At 43.5% G+C, this 23,363-nt stretch carries 26 protein-coding genes and 2 pseudogenes; 13 read left to right on the top strand and 15 right to left on the bottom strand.

The annotated features are described in order from the left end of the window. Nucleotides 1-29 precede the first annotated feature (29 nt). Nucleotides 30-455: pseudogene (locus NIES593_RS09360) on the bottom strand (ferritin-like domain-containing protein); the annotation flags it as partial. A gap of 329 nt (nucleotides 456-784) precedes the next feature. Between NIES593_RS09360 and NIES593_RS09355 the strand changes: the two are divergent. Both NIES593_RS09355 and scpB read left to right on the top strand, forming a co-directional pair. After that, nucleotides 785-1,636 carry an ABC transporter ATP-binding protein gene (locus NIES593_RS09355; protein WP_073599313.1) on the top strand — a complete coding sequence of 284 codons (852 nt, stop codon included), beginning with the start codon at nucleotides 785-787 and terminating at the stop codon, nucleotides 1,634-1,636. A 109-nt stretch (nucleotides 1,637-1,745) separates the two neighbouring features. After that, complete coding sequence (scpB, locus tag NIES593_RS09350; protein WP_073599312.1) at nucleotides 1,746-2,300, top strand: SMC-Scp complex subunit ScpB; 555 nt, start codon at nucleotides 1,746-1,748, stop codon at nucleotides 2,298-2,300. A gap of 383 nt (nucleotides 2,301-2,683) precedes the next feature. Here the strand turns inward: scpB and NIES593_RS09345 are convergent, their stop codons facing one another. Next, nucleotides 2,684-3,637, bottom strand: coding sequence for a metal ABC transporter solute-binding protein, Zn/Mn family (locus NIES593_RS09345; protein ID WP_073599311.1), 954 nt, complete (start codon nucleotides 3,635-3,637; stop codon nucleotides 2,684-2,686). A gap of 126 nt (nucleotides 3,638-3,763) precedes the next feature. Here NIES593_RS09345 and NIES593_RS09340 point away from each other — a divergent pair, with 126 nt between their 5' ends. The 3 genes and pseudogenes from NIES593_RS09340 to NIES593_RS09330 form a co-directional block, all read left to right on the top strand. Beyond that, complete coding sequence (locus tag NIES593_RS09340) at nucleotides 3,764-4,519, top strand: metal ABC transporter ATP-binding protein (RefSeq protein ID WP_139253662.1); 756 nt, start codon at nucleotides 3,764-3,766, stop codon at nucleotides 4,517-4,519. A 158-nt stretch (nucleotides 4,520-4,677) separates the two neighbouring features. Next, nucleotides 4,678-5,583 (top strand): metal ABC transporter permease, encoded by a 906-nt coding sequence (locus tag NIES593_RS09335; RefSeq protein ID WP_073599309.1) that lies wholly within the window; start codon nucleotides 4,678-4,680, stop codon nucleotides 5,581-5,583. A 408-nt stretch (nucleotides 5,584-5,991) separates the two neighbouring features. Next, nucleotides 5,992-6,537 (top strand): annotated as a pseudogene (locus tag NIES593_RS09330) (choice-of-anchor L domain-containing protein); the annotation flags it as partial. Between the two features lie 107 nt (nucleotides 6,538-6,644). Here NIES593_RS09330 and NIES593_RS09325 read toward each other — a convergent pair. Both NIES593_RS09325 and clpS read right to left on the bottom strand, forming a co-directional pair. Then, the gene (locus NIES593_RS09325) at nucleotides 6,645-8,597 is read right to left on the bottom strand and encodes a pentapeptide repeat-containing protein (protein ID WP_073599308.1); all 1,953 of its coding nucleotides are present in this window, start codon (nucleotides 8,595-8,597) and stop codon (nucleotides 6,645-6,647) included. 323 nt (nucleotides 8,598-8,920) lie between these two features. Continuing rightward, nucleotides 8,921-9,247, bottom strand: coding sequence for an ATP-dependent Clp protease adapter ClpS (clpS, locus tag NIES593_RS09320; protein WP_073599307.1), 327 nt, complete (start codon nucleotides 9,245-9,247; stop codon nucleotides 8,921-8,923). A gap of 771 nt (nucleotides 9,248-10,018) precedes the next feature. Here clpS and NIES593_RS25475 point away from each other — a divergent pair. Next, nucleotides 10,019-10,477 carry a GatB/YqeY domain-containing protein gene (locus NIES593_RS25475; RefSeq protein WP_073599342.1) on the top strand — a complete coding sequence of 153 codons (459 nt, stop codon included), beginning with the start codon at nucleotides 10,019-10,021 and terminating at the stop codon, nucleotides 10,475-10,477. 56 nt (nucleotides 10,478-10,533) lie between these two features. Here NIES593_RS25475 and NIES593_RS09310 read toward each other — a convergent pair whose 3' ends face one another. Further along, nucleotides 10,534-10,836 (bottom strand): hypothetical protein, encoded by a 303-nt coding sequence (locus NIES593_RS09310; RefSeq protein ID WP_073599306.1) that lies wholly within the window; start codon nucleotides 10,834-10,836, stop codon nucleotides 10,534-10,536. A 138-nt stretch (nucleotides 10,837-10,974) separates the two neighbouring features. Here NIES593_RS09310 and NIES593_RS09305 point away from each other — a divergent pair, with 138 nt between their 5' ends. Beyond that, complete coding sequence (locus NIES593_RS09305) at nucleotides 10,975-12,336, top strand: GTP-binding protein (protein ID WP_073599305.1); 1,362 nt, start codon at nucleotides 10,975-10,977, stop codon at nucleotides 12,334-12,336. 15 nt (nucleotides 12,337-12,351) lie between these two features. Here NIES593_RS09305 and NIES593_RS09300 read toward each other — a convergent pair whose 3' ends face one another. Next, entirely contained in the window at nucleotides 12,352-12,966 is a 615-nt protein-coding gene (locus tag NIES593_RS09300; RefSeq protein ID WP_073599304.1) for a chromophore lyase CpcT/CpeT, read from the bottom strand. Nucleotides 12,967-13,046: 80 nt separating this feature from the next. Here NIES593_RS09300 and NIES593_RS09295 point away from each other — a divergent pair, with 80 nt between their 5' ends. The 6 genes from NIES593_RS09295 (at nucleotide 13,047) to nuoK (ending at nucleotide 17,892) form a co-directional block, all read left to right on the top strand. After that, nucleotides 13,047-13,937, top strand: coding sequence for an ABC transporter permease (locus NIES593_RS09295; protein WP_073599341.1), 891 nt, complete (start codon nucleotides 13,047-13,049; stop codon nucleotides 13,935-13,937). Nucleotides 13,938-13,974: 37 nt separating this feature from the next. Continuing rightward, complete coding sequence (locus tag NIES593_RS09290) at nucleotides 13,975-14,838, top strand: ABC transporter permease (RefSeq protein WP_073599303.1); 864 nt, start codon at nucleotides 13,975-13,977, stop codon at nucleotides 14,836-14,838. A gap of 210 nt (nucleotides 14,839-15,048) precedes the next feature. After that, on the top strand, nucleotides 15,049-16,167 hold the full coding sequence (nuoH, locus tag NIES593_RS09285; RefSeq protein ID WP_073599302.1) for an NADH-quinone oxidoreductase subunit NuoH: 1,119 nt from the start codon (nucleotides 15,049-15,051) through the stop codon (nucleotides 16,165-16,167). Between the two features lie 38 nt (nucleotides 16,168-16,205). Beyond that, complete coding sequence (ndhI, locus tag NIES593_RS09280; protein ID WP_073599301.1) at nucleotides 16,206-16,811, top strand: NAD(P)H-quinone oxidoreductase subunit I; 606 nt, start codon at nucleotides 16,206-16,208, stop codon at nucleotides 16,809-16,811. 104 nt (nucleotides 16,812-16,915) lie between these two features. Beyond that, nucleotides 16,916-17,524, top strand: coding sequence for an NADH-quinone oxidoreductase subunit J (locus NIES593_RS09275; protein WP_073599300.1), 609 nt, complete (start codon nucleotides 16,916-16,918; stop codon nucleotides 17,522-17,524). Nucleotides 17,525-17,580: 56 nt separating this feature from the next. Further along, the gene (gene nuoK, locus NIES593_RS09270) at nucleotides 17,581-17,892 is read left to right on the top strand and encodes an NADH-quinone oxidoreductase subunit NuoK (RefSeq protein WP_073599299.1); all 312 of its coding nucleotides are present in this window, start codon (nucleotides 17,581-17,583) and stop codon (nucleotides 17,890-17,892) included. Between the two features lie 198 nt (nucleotides 17,893-18,090). Here the strand turns inward: nuoK and NIES593_RS09265 are convergent, their stop codons facing one another. The 9 genes from NIES593_RS09265 to NIES593_RS09225 form a co-directional block, all read right to left on the bottom strand. Next, nucleotides 18,091-18,210 (bottom strand): photosystem II reaction center protein J, encoded by a 120-nt coding sequence (locus tag NIES593_RS09265; protein ID WP_015142651.1) that lies wholly within the window; start codon nucleotides 18,208-18,210, stop codon nucleotides 18,091-18,093. A gap of 52 nt (nucleotides 18,211-18,262) precedes the next feature. Next, nucleotides 18,263-18,382, bottom strand: a complete 120-nt coding sequence (gene psbL / locus NIES593_RS09260; RefSeq protein WP_015142652.1) for a photosystem II reaction center protein PsbL — start codon at nucleotides 18,380-18,382, stop codon at nucleotides 18,263-18,265. 9 nt (nucleotides 18,383-18,391) lie between these two features. Continuing rightward, complete coding sequence (gene psbF, locus NIES593_RS09255) at nucleotides 18,392-18,529, bottom strand: cytochrome b559 subunit beta (protein ID WP_015142653.1); 138 nt, start codon at nucleotides 18,527-18,529, stop codon at nucleotides 18,392-18,394. 26 nt (nucleotides 18,530-18,555) lie between these two features. After that, nucleotides 18,556-18,801: a cytochrome b559 subunit alpha gene (psbE, locus tag NIES593_RS09250; protein WP_015142654.1), complete on the bottom strand. Its 246-nt coding sequence runs from the start codon at nucleotides 18,799-18,801 to the stop codon at nucleotides 18,556-18,558. 88 nt (nucleotides 18,802-18,889) lie between these two features. After that, entirely contained in the window at nucleotides 18,890-19,885 is a 996-nt protein-coding gene (locus NIES593_RS09245) for a photosynthesis system II assembly factor Ycf48 (protein WP_073599298.1), read from the bottom strand. Nucleotides 19,886-20,028: 143 nt separating this feature from the next. Next, nucleotides 20,029-20,376 carry a rubredoxin gene (locus NIES593_RS09240; RefSeq protein ID WP_073599297.1) on the bottom strand — a complete coding sequence of 116 codons (348 nt, stop codon included), beginning with the start codon at nucleotides 20,374-20,376 and terminating at the stop codon, nucleotides 20,029-20,031. Nucleotides 20,377-20,530: 154 nt separating this feature from the next. Next, complete coding sequence (gene kaiC / locus NIES593_RS09235) at nucleotides 20,531-22,045, bottom strand: circadian clock protein KaiC (RefSeq protein WP_073599296.1); 1,515 nt, start codon at nucleotides 22,043-22,045, stop codon at nucleotides 20,531-20,533. A 132-nt stretch (nucleotides 22,046-22,177) separates the two neighbouring features. Continuing rightward, nucleotides 22,178-22,468 (bottom strand): circadian clock protein KaiB, encoded by a 291-nt coding sequence (gene kaiB, locus NIES593_RS09230; RefSeq protein ID WP_015142658.1) that lies wholly within the window; start codon nucleotides 22,466-22,468, stop codon nucleotides 22,178-22,180. After that, nucleotides 22,465-23,355 carry a response regulator gene (locus NIES593_RS09225; RefSeq protein ID WP_073599295.1) on the bottom strand — a complete coding sequence of 297 codons (891 nt, stop codon included), beginning with the start codon at nucleotides 23,353-23,355 and terminating at the stop codon, nucleotides 22,465-22,467. The genes kaiB and NIES593_RS09225 overlap by 4 nt, the downstream gene beginning before the upstream one ends. Nucleotides 23,356-23,363: the final 8 nt, after the last annotated feature.

Below are 23,363 nucleotides of genomic sequence, written 5' to 3'. Positions count from 1 at the left end.
TTATTACGATTAATAAGGCAATCCATCCCTTAAGCTGCTACGGGCAAGTCCACCTCGCTTTCAACTGGTGCGCCGTCAGTTACTAGCGAGCGACTTTTGCTACCTTTTTGTAAAAGATCGAGCGTCATCGCCAGCAGCGCCTTCACTTTGCGAGTTCGCCATTCGTCTACTAATGCATCGACTTGTGCCTGTGGTAGGCGACGCTGAAGTGCTTCGTAGAGATAGCCCGCGTGACGGGTTTCATCTTGGGCAACGCTGAGGATTCTCTGCTTGAGAGAGCGGCTGCGAGGCTCGTCTTCTGGCAACACTGCCGCCATCCTGGCAAAATCTTTACTGGCATCTAATTCTAGGATATAAGTGCTAGCGAGGAAAACAAGCCAATCAATGCGATCGGGTTTGAGATCTTCGCGAGAATATCCTTCATAGTAAGCCTCAAAAAAAGGACTTTTTCTTTCCAATTAAATGTAAAATACTTGTTAAGAAATTCATAATCTTTATTTATTAATCAAAAACTTGCAACAAAATTACACATAATCCTATCAAATGATTTTTTTACGCGATCTTCTGGGCGATCGCGCTTTCTGAACTTTTGAAGATAGGCTTTTTCATGCTAAAAACAATCACTCCTCTTATCCTCTCATACAACGAAGCGCCCAATATTGATACTTATGAACTTGGTTTTGTGTCAAAATAATTGGCAATCGCTACTTTTGCAAAAGACGAATATGATGGCGATCGCCCTCACAATCGAGGATAAAAATTTATTTTCACCCACAGGTCTATGATGGTCGCTGCTGTTTCTCTGGAAAGGGTAGGTAAAGTCTATAATAAGATTCCTGTCGTTAACGATCTCTCCTTCGAGATCGAAGCGGGAGAAATGTTTGGGCTTCTAGGACCAAATGGAGCCGGAAAATCAACCACGATTCGGATGTTGATTACCTTAACCCAACCATCCCAAGGTCGTATAGAAGTAGCGGGATACGATATCAATCGCCATCGCGATCGCGTCAAGCAAAATATTGGTGTAGTCTTACAACAAATCAGCGTCGATGGGGATCTTTCGGTATGGGAGAATATGGAGTTTCACGGACGAATGCACCATATTCCCAACCCAAAGCGTCAAAAGTCGATCGATCGCTGGCTGGAATATGTAGAACTAGCAGATCGCAAGGAATCTCTGGTAAAAACTCTTTCTGGCGGAATGAAACGCCGCTTGCAAATTGCTAGGGCACTGCTACATCAACCGCAAGTTCTCTTCTTAGACGAACCCACAGTAGGATTAGACCCTCAAACCCGTCGTCGCCTTTGGGAAATTATTCGCGATCTAAATCGTCAAGGCATGACAATACTATTGACGACTCATTATATGGAAGAGGCAGAGTTTTTGTGCGATCGCATCGGCATTATGGATGCTGGTCAACTAATCGAGTTGGGAACGATGGACTATTTTCGTTCTAAGTACGGACGAGGATTGGTAGTTAAGCAAGCGGGCGATCGCTTAGAATACAAGTTCTTTCCTACTCTAGAAGCAGCGAATGCTTATTTAGAAACCTTGCCAGACAAAACGGGGACGATGACTCGCCTATCTAATTTAGAAGATATTTTTGTCGAACTGACAGGACGTAGACTTGATTGAGGGATGGGGACTTTTGAGACGGGGGACTTCCGAGACTGGGAGACAAGAGAGAAAACTAACCGCCAACCACTAGCTACTAACTAATCTCCAATCCAAAATCCAAAATTCAATGATCAGACTGGCAACGAAAATTGAAGCTATTCTTTACTTAACGGGTCGGCCGCTTTCGGCGAATGAGATTGCTCAGTTGGCTGGGTGCGATCGCAAAGAGGCAGAAGAAGCAATAATCGAACTGATGTCAGATTACGCTCATCGAGACAGCGCTCTAGAAGTTATAGAAACCCCTAGAGGTTATAGCCTTCAATTGCGCTCTGTCTTTGAAAATCTGCTTCAAGTACTGGTTCCGGCAGAATTGGGAACGGGCGCACTGCGAACTCTCGCTGCGATCGCTCTTAAAAGCCCGATTCTCCAAACAGATTTAATCGAATTACGCGGTAGCAGTGCCTATCAACAAATTCAAGAATTAATAGAATTAGGTTTTGTCCGAAAACGCCGTCAAGTCAACGGTCGTTCTTATTGGTTAGAGGTTACGGATAAATTTCATCAATATTTTGAGATTGACGAAGCCAACGCAGCAGCTATAACGCTTATCAGGCGAAAGGTTGAAGAACCATCTCCAGCCATTTCAACAGACGCGATCGATGCAGTATTGGATAATCAGTAATTAGTTAATCCTCATATTCTTATCTAAATCTTAATTTTTTAGCAAAATACGGTGAAAATTCTCTAATTGCGAGCGATCGCTTAGTTTTATATGCACTTTGGCAATCTAACTAATACCATTTTTCATTCATTAATGACAGAGATAGTCGATCGCGAAAACATGAAAATTGGTATGAGGTAAAAAAGCGATCGCAATTGTGTGTTGCCATTGCTGCTGTTTTTTTTTCGGGGAGCACCTCCTTTGCCGATAAGTTACGACAACGTGGTTTGATTTAGAGGTTTGAAGGGTTTGGGTTGGCTGTCTTCTTTTACTCACCTCAACAACTCGTTTTTTATGCTAATTGACTGAATTATTCATATTTCTTGACAAATCGTCTCAGTTCTTTATCGAGGTTCAGGAAAATCTCTTTTAAAGGCACTGTATTTTCCTCCCAAGGCTTCTACAATGGCGCGAGTATTGGACACCATCATCTTAATATAGCTATCTCCATCGCTACCCGGTGCGCCGATGGAATCCGAATACAGTTCTCGTGGTGCTACTTTGACTCCTGCTTCCTCGGCGACGGCTTTAATAAGAGCAGGATTAATCGTCGTTTCGGCAAAAATCGCTGGAACTTTGGTTGTTTTGATAGAATCTGACAAGTTTTTGACGGTTTGAGCGCTGGGTTGTTCTTCGGTGCTAATTCCAATCAGCGTACCAACGATCTTCAATCTGTAGGCGCGAGCATAATATTGAAAGGCATCGTGGGTGGTTACTAGCCTGCGTTGATTGTTGGGAATGGTTTGAATCTGTTGAGCGATCCAGAGATCGAGTTGTTGTAGCTCTTTTGTCAATTGTGCCGCATTTTGGGTAAATTCTTCTTTATCTTCTGGCGAACTTTCGATTAAGCGATCGCGAATTACGCCTACCATGGCAATTACATTTTTTGCATCTCCCCAAACGTGAGGATCGGGAACTCTTTTGCCTTCTTTATCCAAATCTAAAGGAGTAACGACCTCTGCCACGGCAACTTTCTTGGCTTTTACCCCTGCTGCGTTCATTAATTTAATGAGTCCGGGTTCTAAATTGTAACCGTTGTAAAAAATTAAGTCTGCTTCTTCAAAAGCGGCACTGTCTGCGGGAACGGGTTCATAAATGTGAGGATCGGCACCGGGTTGGAGAATACCTTGGTGTTCGATTTCATCTCCCCCAACTCGTTCGGTTAAATCCGCAATGATGGTGCTAGTAGAGACGACTTTTGTCGCAGTCTCATTTCTATCGGATGATTGAGGTTGGCAGCCAAATCCGCAGAATACGATCGATATTACTAAAGCTACTAGCCACGGAGATCTATTCATTTCCTTCTATAGTCGCTTTCATAATCTTCTCATAATTATTTTCATATTTCTTTCATTTTTACATTATCCTAGTTGAATAAGGCTTTATTAAAGTCTGTAGGCGAGCGATCGGAGTACTGAATATTTATGAGTAATACTGATGGAATTGTCATCAGCCATTTAGGGGTTTCGTATCGAACGGTTGAGGCGTTAAGGGATATCACCTTACAGATAAAACCCGGACGGTTAACGGGTGCGATCGGTCCCAATGGCGCTGGCAAAAGTACTTTAATTAAAGCTATGCTGGGTTTGATTCCCATCAATCAGGGTTCGGTACACTACAATGGACGACCTTTGATAGATTGTTTGGACAAAGTCGCCTACGTACCTCAGCGATCGCAAATTGACTGGACTTATCCTGCTACGGTCTGGGATGTGGTAATGATGGGACGAGTGCGGAAAACAGGATGGTTTCGACGTTTTTCTGCTATGAGTCGTCGCCTCGCCGCAGAAGCATTGGAGAGGGTACAAATGAGTGCTTACCGCGATCGCCCAATTGGTCAGCTTTCGGGAGGACAGCAACAGCGAGTATTTTTAGCGCGATCGCTTGCTCAAGAAGGGGATATTTTCTTCTTTGACGAACCTTTTGTTGGGGTGGATCGCAAAACTGAGGATATTCTTTTTAATATCTTTCACGAATTAGCCAATGCAGGCAAAATTGTTTTAGTCGTTAACCACGATCTAGGGGAATCAATTACTAATTTTGATGATTTGATTCTTTTGAATAAAGAATTAATTGCTGTTGGTGCGAGGCAATCTGTTTTGAGAGAAGAAAATCTCTATCATGCCTATGGGGGTAAAGTAGTCTTCTTTGATGAAAATCACTTGCAAATTGCAGCGTAAGTTGACCGATAGGGCGCTTTTTATCTCACGCAGAGGAAGAGGCAGAGTGTTGTTTTCAATTACTGTTGAGTCTGCGTACTCGTTAAAGATGGCGACAGATGGAGATCTAGAAAACAACAAGAGCAAAACTTTCCTAATCCAAAATCCTTTCATCCAAAATGGTATTAGAAACCTTAATCGAACCATTAAAATACAGTTTCATGCAGCGATCGCTGATTGAAGCCATTATTGTTGGCGTTATCTGTGCGGTTGTAGGTAGCTACTTAATGGTGCAGCGATTGGCTTTGTTGGGAGATGCGATAAGTCATTCGGTTCTACCCGGTTTAGCAGTTGCTTTTCTGTTAGATATTAATATTTTTATTGGGGCTTTTACTGCTGGATTGCTCGGCACGATTTTAATTAATTTGATTAGAACGCGATCGCCCATTAAAGAAGATGCCGCTATGGGAATCGTTTTTTCTGCCTTTTTTGCCCTTGGGATTACTTTAATAACTATTATTCAAAAAGATAATAAAATCGACCTCAATCATTTTTTATTCGGCAATATTCTCGGCGTTACTTTTGAAGATGTTCGCGATACTTTAATCATTGCGATTGTGGTTTTATTAGTGGTGGCAATGCTGTATAAAGAATTGCTTTTTTATACTTTTGATAAATTAGGCGCTCAAGCAGTAGGATTGCCCGTACATCTGTTAGATTTAGGGCTGATGATACTAATTGGACTGACTATCGTTGCTAGTCTAAAAGCAGTGGGAGTTATACTGGTAATTTCTCTACTGATTACGCCAGCAGCTACCGCTTATTTATTAGTGAGTCGCTTGCACCAAATGATGATTTTGGGAGTGGGAATAGGCGTTTTTTCTAGTATCAGCGGCATGTATTTGAGTTATTTTTATAATTTGCCTTCGGGTCCTGCTATTGTTCTAGTTGTATCGGGGCTATTTGTTCTAGCTTTCTTATTCAGTCCCACTCAAGGAATTCTCACCCATCCTGCTTCTAACTCCAGTCAGTCTTTCCTGTGGCGAGAAGTGAAGCAGTTGATGAAAATGCGATCGCAAAAATAACTAAATCTTAGTCCAGAGCGAGCTTGCTGATGTGGAGTTTACTGAAAAAGCAGGTTAGTTTTGTGTTGCCTGCAAGTGGAAGTCTGAAGCTAGCGATTTTACGATAGTTAATATTACTGCCTAGATTTAATCGAGAAAAGTACTTTATTCAAACTTTACATAGAGCGAACGATATAAGCGATCGCTATTGCTTATTTAAGTAGCACATTGATGATAGGAAAAAGACTTGATAATACTAGATTTCGATTGGGAAGTTGACAGCTTAAATTGCTTGTATCAATATTTAGCTTCAGTGAAATTGTATAAAGATTCAGTAAAGGATACGAAGAAGCATTGACGATTTTAGGTAGGAAGTAGTGAAAATAGTTATTGTCAATCGGTAATTAACTAGAAATTAATTGCACTTACTATGATGCTAATATCCTCGAATTCGAGTTTGAAAGTGCTGGTGGCGACCTATTCTTTGATTACGTATTCGCTTCAGAAGAATACAACGAGTTTGTTAATTCTATTTTCAATGATGTTTTTGGCTTCTTCCTCGATGGAGTAAACATTGCTCTCATTCCTGGAACTAGCACTCCGGTTGCAATTAACAATGTTAACTCAGGGAGCAATTCAGCTTTTTACAACAACAACGATCCCAGTGACTTAGGAACGCCAACTCCCTTCAATATTCAGTACGATGGCTTCACTAAAGTGTTTACAGCAAAGGCACTAGGATTAACTCCAGGTAAGCATAAAATTAAACTAGCGACCGCTGACACCGGAGATAGAATACTCGATTCTGCTGTTTTCATTAAAGCTAGTAGTTTTTCAGATAAGCCTACCGATCCTGGCAAACAAGTTCCCGAACCTGCTTCTGTAATAAGTTTGCTTGCATTGGGTGCCATTGGCATGGGATCGGTCTTAAAGAGCCAAAAAAAGCAGCTAGAAGAGAAATCTAGCCTCAACTAACTGCTAACTTAAATACTTCTATTGTATTTTAAAACTTGTCGCGATCGCCTAATTCTTGAAAGAAAGCGATCGCATTTTCTTTTTTAGAACTTGTAGCGATCGCATTGTTACTTCAGATAAATCAGCAAGTTTAATCCAGGAATAGTCCGAGAAAGCGTCCACAATAACAAAGCAATATAGAGAATTCCCAAACTCCATTGATACCAAACTATAGTAGAAATCGTGCCAGGAAGATGTTGGTCTCGCAAGCGAATATCATTAAATCCCAATTTAATAAAATTATTTAAACTAAAATCGTAGTAATTTAACCAATTCCAACGGCGTTCCCAAATTAGAGGCACGTAGCGATCGCGGAAAAAAGGAAAATTAGGAATGACGGGCAATCGAACAATTAATAAACGCAATTGTCGCATGCTTCCATCTTCAAGAAAATAGGAAGAATGCATTAAGTCGTGATAGCGACCTTTGTGATAAAGATAGCTGACTAATCCAAGCGGAATGGGAAACAAAATTACGCCTAAGCAGGCTAATGTTATCCAAGGTTCTTCTGAAGATTGAAAAATATTGGTCAGACCGATTATCGTCAGCAAAACCACGCTGGCAATCATACAAATCGTGTCGTAGCGATTGGGAAGAATAGGAGTAGGAATGCGTCGTCGCCAGCGATCGATCGCCCAAAATAAAACCCCAAAATAACCGATCGCGATAATTCCTACTCCAAAAACAATACTAAAATTAGTTCCATAACCACTTAAAAGAATCAGTAAGCTTAAAAAGAGCCAATTGAAAAGATTTTTAATCCATTTCAATTGAAAAATTTTTTGATAGGGAATTTCAAAAATTTCCTTCTCCAATTGTTGGAGTCTCAGTCTTTCGATTTTGTATTCGATTTGATTGGCATCGGGAATTTGCTCTAAATTGCGAAAATTACGAATTAAATTGCGATAAACTGTCTTATTTTCTTCAAGCTTCGATAATAACATGACGCGACCGATAACTCCAGTATCTCCTAGAATTTTGGCGCGATCCGAATCAAAGGCTAAACCCGAAACATTTAGGGTAGTTTTAGGAGAAAAAAATGCATTACTAAAATCGACTTGTTCTAGAAGTTTTACATCTCGAAAGTCTATCGAACGATCGAAGCGAGTTGTCCGAAAAGCAATAGATTGTTCAAACGTTGAATTAATTAAAGAAAGAGAGCCAAAAAAGTGACTTTTAGAAAATAAAATGCGATCGCGCGCATCGATCTGACTAAAATCTGCATCTTTTAGCGACTGAATTCGAGTAAAAGTCGCTAATTGAACGAATTCGGATTGGCTAAAACTCACTTCAGCTTCAAAATGACTGCCTGTAAAATTAGCGCTTTCTAAAAAGCGATCTTGACGAAATTTTGCACTTCCAAGAAAGACGCTATTGCTAAAGTTAACCTCTTGTTTAAAAGTCGTTCGGCTAAAATCAGCCGTTCTGGCAAAACGAGTTTCCGACCAATTTCCCCCTTGAGTAAAGGTAGCACCTGTTGCTTCAACCCGTTGTAAAAAGATTATCTTGCTAAAATCTACTTGACCTATAAATCGACAATTATTAAGAATTAATGGACCTCGAACAACCGTTACTGAAGTAATTTGTTCGCCCGGTTGTGATAAAAAACGTTTATCCTGTTTGAGTTCTTCTTGTTCTATTGGCGTAAATAATGGCGGTAAAGATGCTTGAAAAAGAGGGGTTAGCAAACCTAATTTACTAGCAATAAATTCTCCCTGAATAAAAGAGTTGCTAAAATCCAAACCTAATGGTTGTTTAGAACGATTGAGATGGGTCTGTAATTGCTGATAAAATTGATCTCGAAAGATAGCATTTTCGCTAGTTAAATCGATCGTAAAGTTTCGCAAATCGATTGTATAAAATCCTTCGCTCAGGAGAGGAGAATTGAGGCGTTCTTGCAATAAAGGTAGGGTTAAAGGAACTCTTTCCGATGCGGCTAAAGCTGGAGAAGTCCACGGCAACAGAAAAAAAAAGACCAACAAGCTAACGATTAGCTTAAGCCAATTACTAATTTTTGTCATCGATCGTTGGTCATTTATCCTTCGATTTTGGATTTTGGTCGCCGTTGTGCTGGAATTGACTTCCAGCACAACGGCGGATTTTGGATTGGGGATTGGTTAGTAGTTAGTAGATAGTCGTCGTAGGGGCGAGTTTATCTAAATACGCTAGAGATTTACTGACAGTTACGGTCAAAAACCCGCCCGTACAGTGGTTAATAGTTTGTCTTCTTCGGAGTCTAAGAAGTCCCCTCTCCTCTACCCACACCTCCCACACTTCCTACCTCCTTTGTCTCCCAGTCCCCCCATCTCCCTTTCCTTTAGAAAGAAGCCTCGCCCTCTGTCCTTTATTCTGCCTCCAAGGGAGCCATCGTTAATCCTTCACGTCTCAATTGTTGGTGGTAGAGTTCTGCTTGTTCTAAGGGACCTACCCAGACGATCGCCTGTCCTTCATAATGAACCTGTTCGGTTAAACTCCAAGCGCGATCGCTTGTCATTCCCGGAATATACTTAAGCAAGCACTGCGCTACGTGTTCGAAGGTATTGAAATCGTCGTTGAGAACGATTACCTTATAGTTAGGATAGGGTTGACCAACGACCTGACTAGATTTTTCTGGCGCTACAGTAGGAGCGGTAGTCATTGCTGTAACGACTGCTGACACTCTAGCGTTCATAGCTCGAATCACCTGAAAGACTACTTTCTATCATTAAAGTCAATTTTTGCTATTAGTGTAACTATATTTTAAGAAGTGGATAAACAGAAAGGGAATTGTCTTTGGCTGGAGTGCGATCGCGTAATCTCTTATTTGCTAAATGCCGCTTGGATTCATCTTCCTTGAGGCAAGGCATTTGAATTCTTAATCTAAACTTGGGATTATATTGATAGATTTTAATATAAATGCGGACAACTTCCCCCACTCAAAAGCTTGAATTAAGGTAGAGAGAAAATGACTCAACCGATCCAAACACAATTTAGTAACAAGAAGCTAATTAAATTCCTGACCAAGACTATCAAGAAAGTACTCCTTCAAAAAGGAATTAATTCATCAACTCGACAGGGAAATAAAGAATTAGCTCTGCTAGTAAGCCAGATTAGCAAACAGCCTTTTAACAGTTGGGAGCAAGCTAAAATAGTTGGGGAAAAATTGGGAGAATCGATCGTTGAAACCTCTCAAAAACAAGACAAAAAAAACTTGGATAAAGGAGTAATTAGACAAATAGCTTTTCAAAAGAAAATTCTTTCTTTAGCTGAGTTTTCTACCGAAGAAACGCAACCAAGCCAGCGATCGCTTGAGGATAATACTTCAGAAGTTGTTGCTAGAGAAGATTCCGGATCGGAACAAGTTGCTCGATCGACAGAAACCTTGCAGACAACTGAGGAATCAACCTTTGCGAAAAAAGAAGATTCCGTCTCTGTAGTAGTTCCCAAAAAAGATTCTGCCCCAATGAGTCTGAAAGATCGCCTGGGAGAAGACATCAAATCAGCTATGAAAGCTAAAGATAAAATTCGTTTAGAAACTGTCAGAAGTCTTAAAAAAGCTTTATTGGAAAAGGAAGTAGCTATACGTCCGTCAGGACAAGACAGCTTAACAGAAGAACAAGAAATAGAACTCCTAGCCCAACAAGCCAAACAACGACGCGACTCCATCGAACAGTACCGACAAGCGGGACGAAACGACTTAGCAGACAAAGAAGCCCAGGAACTTGCCATTATCGAAACTTACTTACCCAAGCAATTGTCCGATGAAGAACTGAGCGCGATTCTCGATGAGATCGTTGCTTCAGTAGGGGCGACATCCCCGAAAGATATAGGCAAAGTTATGGGCGTTGCCATGAAACAGCTTAAAGGAAAAGCAGAGGGGAAAAAAATTCAGGAAATAGTCAAGGGCAAGCTAGGAGGATAATCGAGTCTGGAAAGTTTTTAAATTCATTGGGCGTAGTTACGCTTGAACCAAAATGTTTATCGAATCGTGTAGCCGCGTGATTTTAGACAAGTAGTTAAAGCTTGGTTGTAAGCTTGTATGCGCTGTTGTCTCTGGCGCTGTGCTTGCGGATCTTGAGACTCCTTTTGAGACATAGGCTTGGTAGGATCGAAATCAGTCTGTTCCCTTGCCTGTTGATTGCACTCGCGTAGGTCTTGAGTCTGTTGCGCTTGGCTTTGTCCTTGTTCGGGATAAATAAAAGATTCTCCATAGCTAACCTCGACACCGACCAAGATAGCACCGATAATCGTAAAAATCGTTGTTGTGAGAAATAGTTTCATAAATCGACTCCTAATGATTGATTTCTCAATCTAGCTTTTACAGAAACAGCGATCGATGAGTTAAGTTCCATACCCCTCAATTAGCCCTCGAATTAGATCAAAATAGAGCTAGTAGGCTATCTTTGTTTCTATCCAACCTTGACTCAAACTCTATCTCATCAAGAAATTCACTATAACCAAGCTCGCGCTAGCTTGCAACAAGCCTTGTCTTGGTATTCTAGCTTTCGCCGTCACTGGAATTATCCTCCCAATCCAGAACTGCAAGCATCCGTGCGCAAAGACTTACAGTCTTTAAAATCTGCCCTAGACAAACTAGAGCAAAAAGTTATTAGGATTGCAGCTTTTGGGTTGGTCAGTCGCGGCAAATCTGCCGTCGTCAATGCGTTGCTAGGTCAGAAAGTCTTGCAAACGGGACCCCTTCATGGCGTAACTCAATGGCCCCGTTCGGTGCGCTGGACTCCTGCTAGCGGTAAGGTACACGTAGAGTTGATCGATACGCCGGGACTCGATGAAATCGAAGGAGAAGCGAGGGCGGAAATGGCGCGAGAAGTGGCGCGTCAAGCTGATTTAATCTTGTTTATCGTGGCAGGGGATATTACTCGCACGGAATATCAAGCATTATGCGAACTCAGGAAGAGTCACAAGCCACTAATTCTGGTCTTTAATAAAATCGATCTGTATCCAGAAGTAGACCGAGAAGAAATTTATAAACAATTACAAGTGTTGGGAACGGGGAGTTCGAATAGAGACGCACCACAAATTTTATCGCCCGATGAAATCGTCATGGTAGCGGCAGAACCGCAACCCGTTCCGGTAAGGGTGGAATGGTCAGATGGGAGAGTGACTGAGGAATGGGAAATGCCACCTCCCCAGATTGACGAACTCAAAGAGAATATTCTCAAAATTTTAAATCGAGAAGGACGATCGCTGCTTGCCCTCAATGCTCTTTTTCAAGCCAAAGAAGCTGAAGCCAATATTGCTAAAAAAACTCTAGAAATCCGTCAAGAAGAAGCCGAAGCTATTATCTGGAGATATGCCAAATATAAAGCCCTAGCCGTTTCGCTCAATCCCATTGCTATTTTGGATTTAGTCGGCGGCATGATGGCGGATTTAGCCCTGATTCGGGCTTTGGCGCGGTTGTATGGATTGCCGATAACCAGTCATGAAGCAGGCAAGCTGTGGCGAACGATTCTGATTAGTTCTGGCGGATTGTTGATAGGAGAAATTGCTAGTAGTTTTATGCTTGGAATCGAGAAAAGTACGGCTGCTGCAACCAGTCTCTTTGAAAGTCCTGCTGCCTTGGCAACTTATGCCAGCACCGCACTGACTCAAGGCGGCATAGCGGGCTACAGTGCCTATAGAATCGGTAAAGCAGCACAAGAATATTTAGAAAAAGGATGCAGTTGGGGACCGCTTGGACCGAGTACGGTCATTCGGGAGATCCTCGCTCAAATAGAGCCTAATACGATTCTGGCGCGACTGCGGCAGGAACTGTCTTAATTGTTAATAAAGATTTCAGACAGGGAATTCGGCTGAAAAATCCTGACGCTTGACGAAGCGATAGGGACCCATCAATGCACCCCAAATCGCTTGACCCGTCGTCGGATCGATTCCTTTGTCATAGGTTTTCAGTTCGTCGGGAGTGACTTCAAACCCAAGCGATACTTGATAGATTTGACCCCCATAGGTGAAACGGCAAGGCTTTTCTGAAGCTGGAAATGCTTTAAACTTAAAGCGATCGCGATCTAGTCTCTCTATCTCGACGTTCAGGGTACAACTCGGTAAGAATTCTATCTGTTCTGGAGTCAGTTGCCGAAGGAATTCCGGCTTACTGCCCGCGCCCCGAACGGCATCAAGATCTTTAAACATATAATGCTCTACTCGGAGGGTGAGAGGATGGGTTTGGCTTTGTCTCAATCGCAGCAAACGCGGGCGATAGGGTTGCTCTAAATTAACGATATTTGCTTGTTCGGCAAAGATAGTCAAACTATCTTCCCCAAATAGAGGAGTCGGGCGCAACCACAGGCGCAGATGAACGTACCAAATAGGTTCGGCAAGGGCTTGTTGCCGATTGTCGAATTCACCTGCTAGATATCGTCCGAGGGCAGCGAGTTCTGGCGAAAAATTCATGGAATGATTGACTTGTTATTCTGATAGGTTGTAAGGACTATATGTTTATTATTAAACCCGCCCTACAACTGATAACTAATATGACCATTTGGCAGCAATTTCAAACATCTTCAACCACTCCAACGATTGAAACGCGCAAGCAGACGAGTCTTCTAGTTTTGCTTCTGCCCGCAACGATTTTTCTGGTGATTTTCTTCGTTCTCCCTTTGCTGATCGTACTGGTATATAGTTTCCTCGATCGCGGAACCTATGGCGGCGTTAGCTGGACGTTTACCTTCAATAACTACCAGCGACTCGCTGGAGGCGTGTACTGGTCGGTATTGTGGCGATCTTGTTGGCTGGCTTTGCTGACAACTGCTGCTTGCTTGCTGGTTGGCTATCCGCTTGCTTTCTTCATCGCGACTCGTCCCCAACCTTGGCGCAGTGTCTGTCTCTTATTGGTTATCGTTCCTTTCTGGACTAACTTTCTGGTGCGTACTTATGCTTGGATGGTTTTGCTGCGTACCGAAGGGGTTATTAATACTCTTCTCCAGGGTTTGCATCTCATCGATAAACCCTTAACGCTTTTGTTTACGCCCTTTGCCGTTGGCATAGGGTTAATTTACGGCTATCTTCCTTTCATGGTTTTGCCTTTGTACGCCACCATCGAACGCTTTAACTTCTCTTTGATAGAAGCTGCCCACGATCTCGGCGCTGGCGATGGGCGTACCTTCTGGCGGGTAATACTCCCCTTAACTCAGCGAGGCATCCTCGCAGGTTCACTACTCGTTTTTATTCCGTCGGTAGGGGCTTTTATTACCCCCGATATCTTGGGCGGTGCGAAAACGCTGATGATCGGCAATCTCATTCAAAATCAATTTCTCAAAGCCCGCGATTGGCCCTTCGGTTCTACCCTGTCTATTTTGATGATGGCAGTAATCATGATTCCGATACTCATCTATCTCCGCACGAGTGAGAAAGAAGCTAGTTAAGTGTAAGCTTTCTCTCTAATTCATGTAGGGTTAAATTATGAGCGATCGCAAGAGAAAATTTGATTTATTCATTCGGAAAATCGGACGAGTAGGACTGTGGTTCAATGCTTTTTTAGGCTTTGCTTTTCTCTACATTCCGATTTTAATTCTAGTCATTTATTCTTTTAATTCATCGCGTTTTAATGCAGTTTGGCGAGGGTTTACCCTAAATTGGTATCGCAGTTTATTAACGGGAGTAACCGACGGCAGGGCACAAATTACAGATATCATGATTTGGGATGCCGTTAGTAATAGTCTTTTAGTTGCCGCAATTTCTACGGTCATTGCCACCTTTTTAGGAACTATGCTAGCCCTAGCATTGGAACGCTTTCGCTTTCGCGGGCGAACGGCTTTAGAAGGTTTGGTTTTGCTGCCCATTATTATTCCCGATATTGCCATGGGCATTTCTTTATTAGTGTTTTTCAGTCTGGTTTTTCAATTATTAGAAAATCTAACGGGAATTCGTTTAGTACTGGGATTACCTACCATTATCATCAGTCATATTGCTTTTAATATCTCATTTGTTGTCGTAACGGTCAGGGCAAAAATTGCAGAATTAGAACCCTCCGTAGAAGAAGCTGCCTGGGATTTAGGAGCCAATGAATGGCAAACCATGCGGCGCGTTATTTTACCCTTAATTGCCCCCGGTATTTTGAGCGCGGCTTTATTAGCATTTACCCTATCTTTAGACGATTTCGCGATCGCCTTTTTTACTGCCGGCGTGGGCGCAACAACGTTACCTTTATACGTCTATGGCATGATCAAGTTTGCCGTCACTCCTGCGATTAATGCAGTATCCACCTTGATTTTATTGGCCTCTTTAATTTTGGTAGTTTCTTCTTTAGCTTTACAACGGCGTTGATAGATAAATTCTAGAAAAGTCTAACAGCGCGATCGCGCTTGGCTTTCCATAGAAAGATTCTTATCACATCCATAAGCAGATCTTCTGTAGCTATCTACTCTAGTTAAGAACCAGACAACGATATACTAGGCATTGAGAAAAGTCTTGACAAGATACTAATCGGGTTAACTGAGTAACTAACTGTATTAAAGCTCTATTATCTAAGCAAGCATGAACCCAGGAATTGACCTACAAGGAAGTTTTATCAAATCTCTCATAGACTTAGGAGTCCCTGCTGGTGTTGCTAAAGCCATCTGGATGCCCCTACCGATGTTTTTAATGATTATCGGGGCAACGGTAGGGGTTTTAGTAGCCGTTTGGTTAGAGAGAAAAATCTCTGCTGCCGCCCAACAGCGCATCGGTCCCGAATACGCCGGACCGCTAGGCGTCTTGCAACCCGTAGCAGACGGGATTAAGTTAGTGTTTAAAGAGGATGTCATCCCGGCTAAATCCGATCCCTTGTTATTCACCATGGGACCCGTTTTGGTGGTTCTTCCCGTATTTCTGTCCTACCTAATCGTACCGTTCGGACAGAATTTGGTGATTACCGACCTCAACGTGGGCATATTCCTGTGGATTGCTCTGTCGAGCATCGTTCCCATCGGTTTGCTGATGTCTGGCTATGCCTCCAATAACAAATACTCCCTCTTAGGGGGATTGAGAGCAGCTGCCCAGTCAATCAGTTATGAAATTCCCCTCGCCCTGTCGGTATTAGCGATCGCTATGATGTCGAACAGTCTCAGCACCATCGACATCGTGGAACAGCAATCGGGCTATGGAATTCTCGGCTGGAATATTTGGCGACAGCCTATCGGGTTTATCATCTTCTGGATTGCTGCTTTGGCAGAATGCGAACGCTTGCCCTTCGATCTCCCCGAAGCTGAAGAAGAATTGGTCGCTGGCTATCAAACCGAATACGCAGGCATGAAATTCGGTCTATTTTACGTAGGTTCTTACGTAAACCTCGTTCTCTCTGCACTGGTCTTCGCCATTCTCTATCTTGGCGGTTGGGAATTTCCCATTTCCCTCGATCGCTTGGCAAGTTGGTTGGGAGTCAGCGAAACCAGTTCCTGGTTGCAGATCGTTACGGCCTCTCTGGGAATTACCATGACGGTGCTCAAAGCCTATTTCCTGATTTTCCTCGCCATTCTAATGCGTTGGACGGTTCCCCGCGTTCGCATCGACCAACTCCTCAATTTAGGTTGGAAGTTTCTCCTGCCAGTTTCTCTAGCTAATTTACTTTTGACAGCTGCCCTCAAACTCGCCTTTCCCTTTGCGTTTGGAGGGTAGATCGAGAATTCAGCGATCGATAACAAAGGACAAACGATATGTTCAACCAAATCCTCAAACAAGTCCAGGCATATGCCAAAGAAAGCGTGCAAGCGGCAAAATACATCGGCGAAGGGCTTTCTGTCACTTTCGACCACATGCGTCGCCGCCCGGTAACCGTTCAGTATCCCTATGAGAAACTGATTCCTTCAGAACGCTTTCGCGGCAGAATCCACTTTGAATTCGACAAGTGCATCTCCTGCGAAGTCTGTGTTCGAGTTTGCCCGATCAACCTTCCCGTAGTAGATTGGGAATTCGACAAGAACGTCAAGAAGAAGAAGCTCAAGCACTACAGCATCGATTTTGGCGTTTGTATCTTCTGCGGCAACTGCGTGGAATACTGCCCCACCAATTGCCTCTCCATGACAGAAGAATACGAACTCGCTTCCTACGATCGCCACGAACTCAACTACGATAACGTGGCTCTCGGACGCTTGCCATATAAAGTCACCCAAGATCCGATGGTAACTCCTCTACGAGAGTTGGCATATCTGCCTAAAGGAGTCCTCGAACCTCACGATTTACCTTCGGGAAGTCAAAGACCGGGCAAGCGCCCAGAGGAAATCGTTAAAGAGATGGAATCTAACAAAGAAGGTGTGAGTTAATCGTAGATTTGTTGGTGGTTAGGGGTTAGTTCCAGACGCGAAATTTTAGCTCTATATAGCCCAATAACCAACAACAATCGTCCCACTAAGGAGAATAAAAGACTGTGAATCTAGCTGAAGGCGTTCAAATTGTTTCGTTTGGTCTGTTGTCTGTGATGATGCTTGGCGCTGCTTTGGGTGTAGTGCTTTTATCCAATATCGTCTATTCAGCCTTTTTATTAGCAGGCGTATTCATTAGCATCGCTGGGATCTATATCCTGCTCAATGCCGATTTTGTAGCAGCCGCACAAATTTTGATCTATGTCGGCGCTATTAACGTGCTGATTATCTTTGCTATCATGCTGGTCAACAAGCGCGAAGAGTTTATTGCCGTCCCCAGACGTTGGATTCGCCAGGGAGCAACAGCGCTAGTTTGTCTTGGTTTATTTGCGCTGCTGGCGACAATGGTGTTAGTGACTCCTTGGTCGATAGCTGGCACTTCGCCTGCCGCAGTTGAAAGTACGATCGTAGAAATTGGCAAGCATTTCTTCAGCGATTTCTTATTGCCCTTCGAGCTGGCTTCGGTATTGTTGTTGATGGCAATGGTCGGCGCAATTATTCTCGCCCGTCGCGATATAATTCCAGAACCTCAAGAACCCACGACAACCCCTTTAACATTACCCGAACGTCCCCGCGAAGTAGCTTCATTAGGTAGCAAGTCTTCGGAATTATAAATGATGAATTCTCAAAGAAGGCTGACGAAGTATCGATAACCATTGAAAGAGGATTTATGCAACTGCAACTGGAATATTGTTTGCTATTAGCTGCTGCGCTTTTCTGTATCGGGATTTATGGTTTGATTACCAGCCGAAATGCAGTACGAGTTCTTATGTCCATCGAGTTGCTGCTCAATTCAGTGAATCTGAATTTGATGGGCTTCTCTAATTTCTTAGATCCTACAGGAATCAAGGGTCAAGTTTTTACTATCTTTGTGATTACGGTTGCCGCAGCAGAAGCAGCAGTCGGTTTGGCAATTGTACTGGCGATTTATCGCAACCGCGAGACGATCGACATGGAGCAATTTAACATGCTCAAGTGGTAAGAGAAAGGTAAAGGGTAAAAGGAAAAAGGCAAAAGTAAATTTTTTTCTTTTTCAGGAAGTCAGAGGAGGCTCCGCCGTGAGACGGCGGAGGATCTCTAACTTTTTCCTGATAAAAAATACCGCCAACTTTTGGTAAAGAGGCGGTTTTTTGTTGCTTGATGGTGTTAAAGCAATTAATTATTTAAAAGGCAATAAACTCTACAGAGAAGAGCCTAAACCAGCGTAGGCACCGTAGAAGAAAAGACCTACAACAGCAATGACACCCAAACCAGCTATAGTGGCAACAACCCAAAGGGGAATACGTCCTTCTGCAAACATAATTTTAACCTCCTATTTTTCTCCGATCGAAACTTCAATTATTATCCAATAATTAGTTGAAGAAATAACTGGAGAATAGGATACCAAGGACTGCAATCAGTAACAAACCCAAGTATAGAGAAGTCCGATTAAGCTCTACTGGTTGTCTGTTGGGATTTGGATTTCTCTCCATGACTTTCTCCTATCTTTGGATAAATTGCATGGCGGCGATCGCGCCTAAAAAGAATACAGTGGGAACGGCCAGAGTATGAACGGCTAGCCATCTCACCGTAAAAATCGGATAAGAAACAGGTTGATTGGTAGGAGTCCGACTTGTCATAATTTCCATCCTTGTTTTATAACTACTTAATTATTAAACTGCTCGATTTCCTGCTTGGCTTTAAAGCGATCGGTGATAATCGGTAATTCTTGACGCTCTTGCGTAAAATACTCATCGGGACGGGGTGTTCCGAAAACATCATAGGCTAGTCCCGTTTGGACGAATAACCAGCCTGCAATAAACAACATCGGGATGGTGATGCTGTGAATTACCCAGTAACGAACGCTAGTAATAATGTCCGAAAACGGACGTTCTCCAGTGCTACCAGACATTGAAATTTTTCCTCCTATTGTTATCGTTTCAATTCTATAGTTTATACGATCCAAAACCGCCGATCGCGCTAACAGCTATAGCCTAATTTTAAGCTGTTTCTGCTGGCGGCTCATATCTAAGTAAAACACCTTTTTGACCCAGAATAAATCCTTTCTCAGGGGTTACAAAGACAATTTTATAAAAGTTAGAGGGAGTATCCTCTATTTCTCTATCTTTTTGCCAAGTTTTCCCACGATCGAAGCTTACCAGCACATTGCCGCTACCGCCACTCACCCAAATTTCTTCGGGGGTTCTGTATGCTAAATCCAATAAGCCCCAACTGGTTGAGGGTTCGGGATAGATAACTTCTCCCCATTCCTCGTCTTGACCGTCAGTGCTACCGAACTGAATTTGACCGCCGCGAGCCAGCAACCACAGCCCTCCGTCCTTGCTATATCCCATTGTCTGCAATCTGCGAGAAGAGGTGCGATTGTGAGGAGTCCATTCCGTTTGTCCCGGTTCCCAAGTTGAATAGAAGTTTCCTCTGGCGGAAACAGCAACGTATTTACCATCAGCAGAACGAGCGATCGTCCGGGCGACCCCCACCGCACCTTCGACTAAAGCTTGCCAGGTACGACCGCCATTGCTAGTTTTATAAATCGCTCCCAGGTCTGTCACCATTTCTGCTGTTTTAGAACCCAGTGCAACAATACCATTTGGCGCACCCGGTAACTTTTCGCTTAAGGGAATACGCGACCAGGATTGACCGCCGTCCTCGGTGTGCAGCAAAATAGAGGGTTTTCCAGTAATCCAGCCTTCTTGTCCGTTAAAGCTGACAGCTGTAAAGCTGGCTTTTTCTTCTCCCAAGTCTAGTTTTTTCTCTTGCCAGGTTTTGCCTCCATCAGTTGTTTCAAACAGGGCTGCCTGAGAACCGACCAACCAGCCATGATTTGGGTCGTCGGTAAAAGCTAGATCGGCAAAAGTCGATTCGGTTTCTAACTGGATAACTGACCAGGGATTGTAACTGGTAGAAGGAACGGTACTACAACTGATACAAAATAAGGAAAACGCAATTAATATGAAGATTTGTTTCAGCTTTCTCATGAATATGTTCATATCTTAGTCGATAACAGCTAGGAATCGATTGATTGGTTTCTCCCCGGCTAAAATTGTTCGGTAAGATTGCATTTAATGCGAAAAATAGGGATATCAATTAAAGGGAGTTGGCAGCGATACTTGGTTCGAGCCTAATTTAAACCGTATAGGCTTAAGAAAAATAAGAAGGCTAAGGCTAGTCCTCCGAAAATCAAAATATTTTTTTGTCCTGGGGTCAAACGGTTAACACCAAAACCGTAATTGAGATTTTCCTGGAATCCAGAGGGAGCATTTCTGGCTCCAATGTTGACAAAAGCAGAACGGCTTGCCCCACAGACCGGACAGCGCCAATCGGCGGGCAATTGCTCAAATGGCGTTCCGGCAGGAGTGTTACTTTTACTATCTCCCTTATCTGGCTCGTAAACGTAGCCGCAAGCACGGCATTCATAGCTTGCTAGAGCTTGCTCTGCCAGCGTTTTCTCTACAGGTCGATCGCTCATTGCTAGTACTAAGCAAATCTTAAAATGTCTGTAACAAATTATCGCATATAATCTAACTTTCTTATCTTACTAGGGATTGGTCAGTTGTCATTGGTTATTGGTTATTTGTTAATTGTCTCTCCTTCTCCTAACTCTCCCCGTCTCCTGAGAAGTCTCACTCCTCAAACAAACCGCTAAGGCGCTCCACCTCATTCTGAGCCGTGTAAATCGGCGCTCCTGCCAGAATTCCAGTCACGTTGCGGAATGGTTTGCCAATATGCATGCCTCGGTTGTCGATCGCAAACTCGCGAATATCCTTATCGTGCATTGAGCCGCGCATTTTGAGTACCGTAATGCCCCGGCGCATTTCTCCATACATTTCCACATAACGCAGCAGGATAATCGAGTCGGTAATAGTAGAAATGTGTGCCTCTGTAATCGAAGAACCGCCTAAAAGCGTTGGGGTGGTGGACGTAAACAGTCCGCCGATTTCTTTCTGTTTGATAAATGAAGTCAGACCGATAATAAATTCCCGAAAGCTTTTGAGAGTGGAAACCCTCTCCAATGCCGAGAGACTGTCTACTGCAACGCGATTGGGTTTAAATTCTTCGATGATCTCCTTCATGGCGATTAAATGATTCTCCAGGGTGGTCGTTTCGGGATAGCGACAGACAACTTTCAACTTGCCTTCGCGTTCCATCCGCTCGAAATCGACACCCCAACCGATCGCGTTTCTAAACAATTGCTCTCGGCTTTCCTCAAAAGCAAAAATGAGGCACCTTTCCGCACTGTTGGCGCCACCTGCCATAAATTCTGTCACCATTAAGGTTTTGCCCGTTCCCGTCGCTCCCGAGACGAGGATGATCGAGTCGCGGAAAAATCCGCCGCCGCACATTCTATCTAATTCTTCGCTACCGGAAGTAATACGGATGTTGGATGATTTCTGTTCGAGTTCGATCGCCGCTAGCGGAATGATCGTAATTCCCCGGTTGCGAATCACGGTGAAAGGAAATTCCCCCTTTTGGTGGTCGGTTCCCCGATACTTAAGAATTTCGATAGTTCGACGGCGCTTTTCATCGGCCAGAACGTTGCGCAAAATAACCACGTTATCTGCGACGAATTCCTCGACTCCAAAGCGGCTGATTTCGCCGTATTCTTGGGTTCTCTCTGCGGTCATGACAGCAGTAATCTCCAATTCCCGCAGTGCCGATGCCAGCCTGAACAAATCGCTGCGAACTTGAGCGCTATCGGCTAAGTGGCTGAAAATCGCGCCGAGAGAGTCTAGCGAGATTCGTTGGGCATTGTACTTGCGGATGGCAAACTCGATCCGCGCAATTAAAGCGCCGAGGTCATATTCGCCGCTGACCATCGGACGTTCCCCCGGTTGGGGCGAGGCATCGACAAACACCCATTTTCCTTCTTCTTCCCATTTTTGAATATCCCAGCCGAAGCCGAGCATATTTCTTCGTAGTGCCTTTGGGGGTTCTTCAAAGGTGACGAAAACGCCATTTTCTCCGCGCACGATCCCTTCTACGAGAAACTGACAAGCAAAAACTGTTTTGGCACTTCCCGCTGTTCCTGCTACTAAAGTTCCCCGACCTTTGGGAAGTCCCCCCTGAGAGAGAAAATCGAATCCTGGAATCCCTGTTTCTAATTTCTCGATAAACTCCCGTCCGTTGTTTTGACTCATTAGTTTCCTAAATAGCGATCGCTTATTAATTCTCCGTGCATTTTCTTCTCCTCGTCAATCCAATTCGCAATTCGCAATTGCCAATTCGCAATTAGTCCCCCATGCCTAAAGACAGTTGCTCAAAATCAAGTCTCATTTCATCTCCAACTCTTTCGGCAGCAGATCGAGTCCGAGAAGAACTTTTTGAGTATTCGACATATCGCCGATGATGCGTTGTAGCGGCGGGGGAAGTTGTTTGATCAGGGTAGGAGTAACCAGAATTTTTTCGGCTTCTGCCATGTGGGGCTGTTCCAAAACATCGATAATCTCGATCGCGTACTGGTCGGCGAGTTCTTCGTGACAGATGCGAAATAAATTGGCGATCGCTCGCTGGGATTTGGGGGAGTTTCCGGTAATATATAACTTCAGAACGTATTTGCTCATGACTCATTTTCCTGTTCGAGCTGGGGAGAAAATTTAATATTGCTCAAGCCGATATAGTATTTTCGATAAAACGAGGTTAGATACCCCATTAGTTCTAAAATCATCAAGCGTCCTTCAGAAACGTAAGCCTGAGCTTTAGCCAGAGTAACGTCTTGATTTTTTTCCCTCAATGTTTTCGTGTGAATGTCTACAACATCTCTGGGACTAGCTTTGAGGAAGCCCAACTTATCAGCTAGGGCACGCAAGCGATCGGAGATGTTATGTTCGACTTTATAGGCGCGTTCTTCTAGGGCGAGATCGAGCAATTTCCCATAGGTTTGTACGAGTTCTTCAAATATATCTGGTACGCTTTCTCGCAAGGTTTCCGAACCAAACATGCGAGCCGTAATACTGGTATTGGTCGAGTTGGCTCGCCGTTCGAGTTGTTGAAATTCTAATTCTTGTTCTTTTTGTTGTTGCAGGAGTTCTAGTTTGGCGAGATATTCCTGTCTTTCAATGGCTAGGCGAATTTCGTAGACCAGAAAACTACGATCGAGAGTTTTGGTATGCAAATAGCCATCCGCACCTAACTGAAAGGCTTTAACGACCAAAGTTTCATCTTCGCTGTCGGCTTGGACGATAACTGGCACTTTAGGATATCGATCTCTAATCGCTATCAGCGAATTGATTCCTTTACTATCGGGCAGCATTAAATTGAGTAAGATGACATCAAAGACTTCTTTAGCCAAGTATTCAATGCCTTGGGAAAGACTCTGGGCATCAGTCAGGGTAAAGAACAATCCCTCAGCCAAAGAGCTGCCCTCAGATTCTAACAGCAATCTCTCAATCAGCTTAATGCGATCGCAATTCTCTTCTATCAACAGGATTTTACAGAGATTACCGGGCATGCTCTGCT

It is taken from the genome of Hydrococcus rivularis NIES-593, assembly GCF_001904635.1.
Taxonomy (GTDB): Bacteria; Cyanobacteriota; Cyanobacteriia; order Cyanobacteriales; family Microcystaceae; genus Hydrococcus; species Hydrococcus rivularis.
Note: the sequence above shows the minus strand (reverse complement) of the source record. Positions and strands in the feature narration are given on the sequence as shown.

Excerpts from the sequence above, each read along its gene's own strand:
- NIES593_RS09355 (WP_073599313.1), top strand. The coding sequence starts at position 785 with ATGGTCGCTGCTGTTTCTCTGGAAAGGGTAGGTAAAGTCTATAATAAG.
- scpB (WP_073599312.1), top strand. The coding sequence starts at position 1,746 with ATGATCAGACTGGCAACGAAAATTGAAGCTATTCTTTACTTAACGGGT.
- NIES593_RS09345 (WP_073599311.1), bottom strand. The coding sequence starts at position 3,637 with ATGAATAGATCTCCGTGGCTAGTAGCTTTAGTAATATCGATCGTATTC.
- NIES593_RS09340 (WP_139253662.1), top strand. The coding sequence starts at position 3,764 with ATGAGTAATACTGATGGAATTGTCATCAGCCATTTAGGGGTTTCGTAT.
- NIES593_RS09335 (WP_073599309.1), top strand. The coding sequence starts at position 4,678 with ATGGTATTAGAAACCTTAATCGAACCATTAAAATACAGTTTCATGCAG.
- NIES593_RS09325 (WP_073599308.1), bottom strand. The coding sequence starts at position 8,597 with ATGACAAAAATTAGTAATTGGCTTAAGCTAATCGTTAGCTTGTTGGTC.
- clpS (WP_073599307.1), bottom strand. The coding sequence starts at position 9,247 with ATGAACGCTAGAGTGTCAGCAGTCGTTACAGCAATGACTACCGCTCCT.
- NIES593_RS25475 (WP_073599342.1), top strand. The coding sequence starts at position 10,019 with ATGAGTCTGAAAGATCGCCTGGGAGAAGACATCAAATCAGCTATGAAA.
- NIES593_RS09310 (WP_073599306.1), bottom strand. The coding sequence starts at position 10,836 with ATGAAACTATTTCTCACAACAACGATTTTTACGATTATCGGTGCTATC.
- NIES593_RS09300 (WP_073599304.1), bottom strand. The coding sequence starts at position 12,966 with ATGAATTTTTCGCCAGAACTCGCTGCCCTCGGACGATATCTAGCAGGT.
- NIES593_RS09295 (WP_073599341.1), top strand. The coding sequence starts at position 13,047 with ATGACCATTTGGCAGCAATTTCAAACATCTTCAACCACTCCAACGATT.
- NIES593_RS09290 (WP_073599303.1), top strand. The coding sequence starts at position 13,975 with ATGAGCGATCGCAAGAGAAAATTTGATTTATTCATTCGGAAAATCGGA.
- nuoH (WP_073599302.1), top strand. The coding sequence starts at position 15,049 with ATGAACCCAGGAATTGACCTACAAGGAAGTTTTATCAAATCTCTCATA.
- ndhI (WP_073599301.1), top strand. The coding sequence starts at position 16,206 with ATGTTCAACCAAATCCTCAAACAAGTCCAGGCATATGCCAAAGAAAGC.
- nuoK (WP_073599299.1), top strand. The coding sequence starts at position 17,581 with ATGCAACTGCAACTGGAATATTGTTTGCTATTAGCTGCTGCGCTTTTC.
- NIES593_RS09265 (WP_015142651.1), bottom strand. The coding sequence starts at position 18,210 with ATGTTTGCAGAAGGACGTATTCCCCTTTGGGTTGTTGCCACTATAGCT.
- psbL (WP_015142652.1), bottom strand. The coding sequence starts at position 18,382 with ATGGAGAGAAATCCAAATCCCAACAGACAACCAGTAGAGCTTAATCGG.
- psbF (WP_015142653.1), bottom strand. The coding sequence starts at position 18,529 with ATGACAAGTCGGACTCCTACCAATCAACCTGTTTCTTATCCGATTTTT.
- psbE (WP_015142654.1), bottom strand. The coding sequence starts at position 18,801 with ATGTCTGGTAGCACTGGAGAACGTCCGTTTTCGGACATTATTACTAGC.
- NIES593_RS09245 (WP_073599298.1), bottom strand. The coding sequence starts at position 19,885 with ATGAGAAAGCTGAAACAAATCTTCATATTAATTGCGTTTTCCTTATTT.
- NIES593_RS09240 (WP_073599297.1), bottom strand. The coding sequence starts at position 20,376 with ATGAGCGATCGACCTGTAGAGAAAACGCTGGCAGAGCAAGCTCTAGCA.
- kaiC (WP_073599296.1), bottom strand. The coding sequence starts at position 22,045 with ATGAGTCAAAACAACGGACGGGAGTTTATCGAGAAATTAGAAACAGGG.
- kaiB (WP_015142658.1), bottom strand. The coding sequence starts at position 22,468 with ATGAGCAAATACGTTCTGAAGTTATATATTACCGGAAACTCCCCCAAA.
- NIES593_RS09225 (WP_073599295.1), bottom strand. The coding sequence starts at position 23,355 with ATGCCCGGTAATCTCTGTAAAATCCTGTTGATAGAAGAGAATTGCGAT.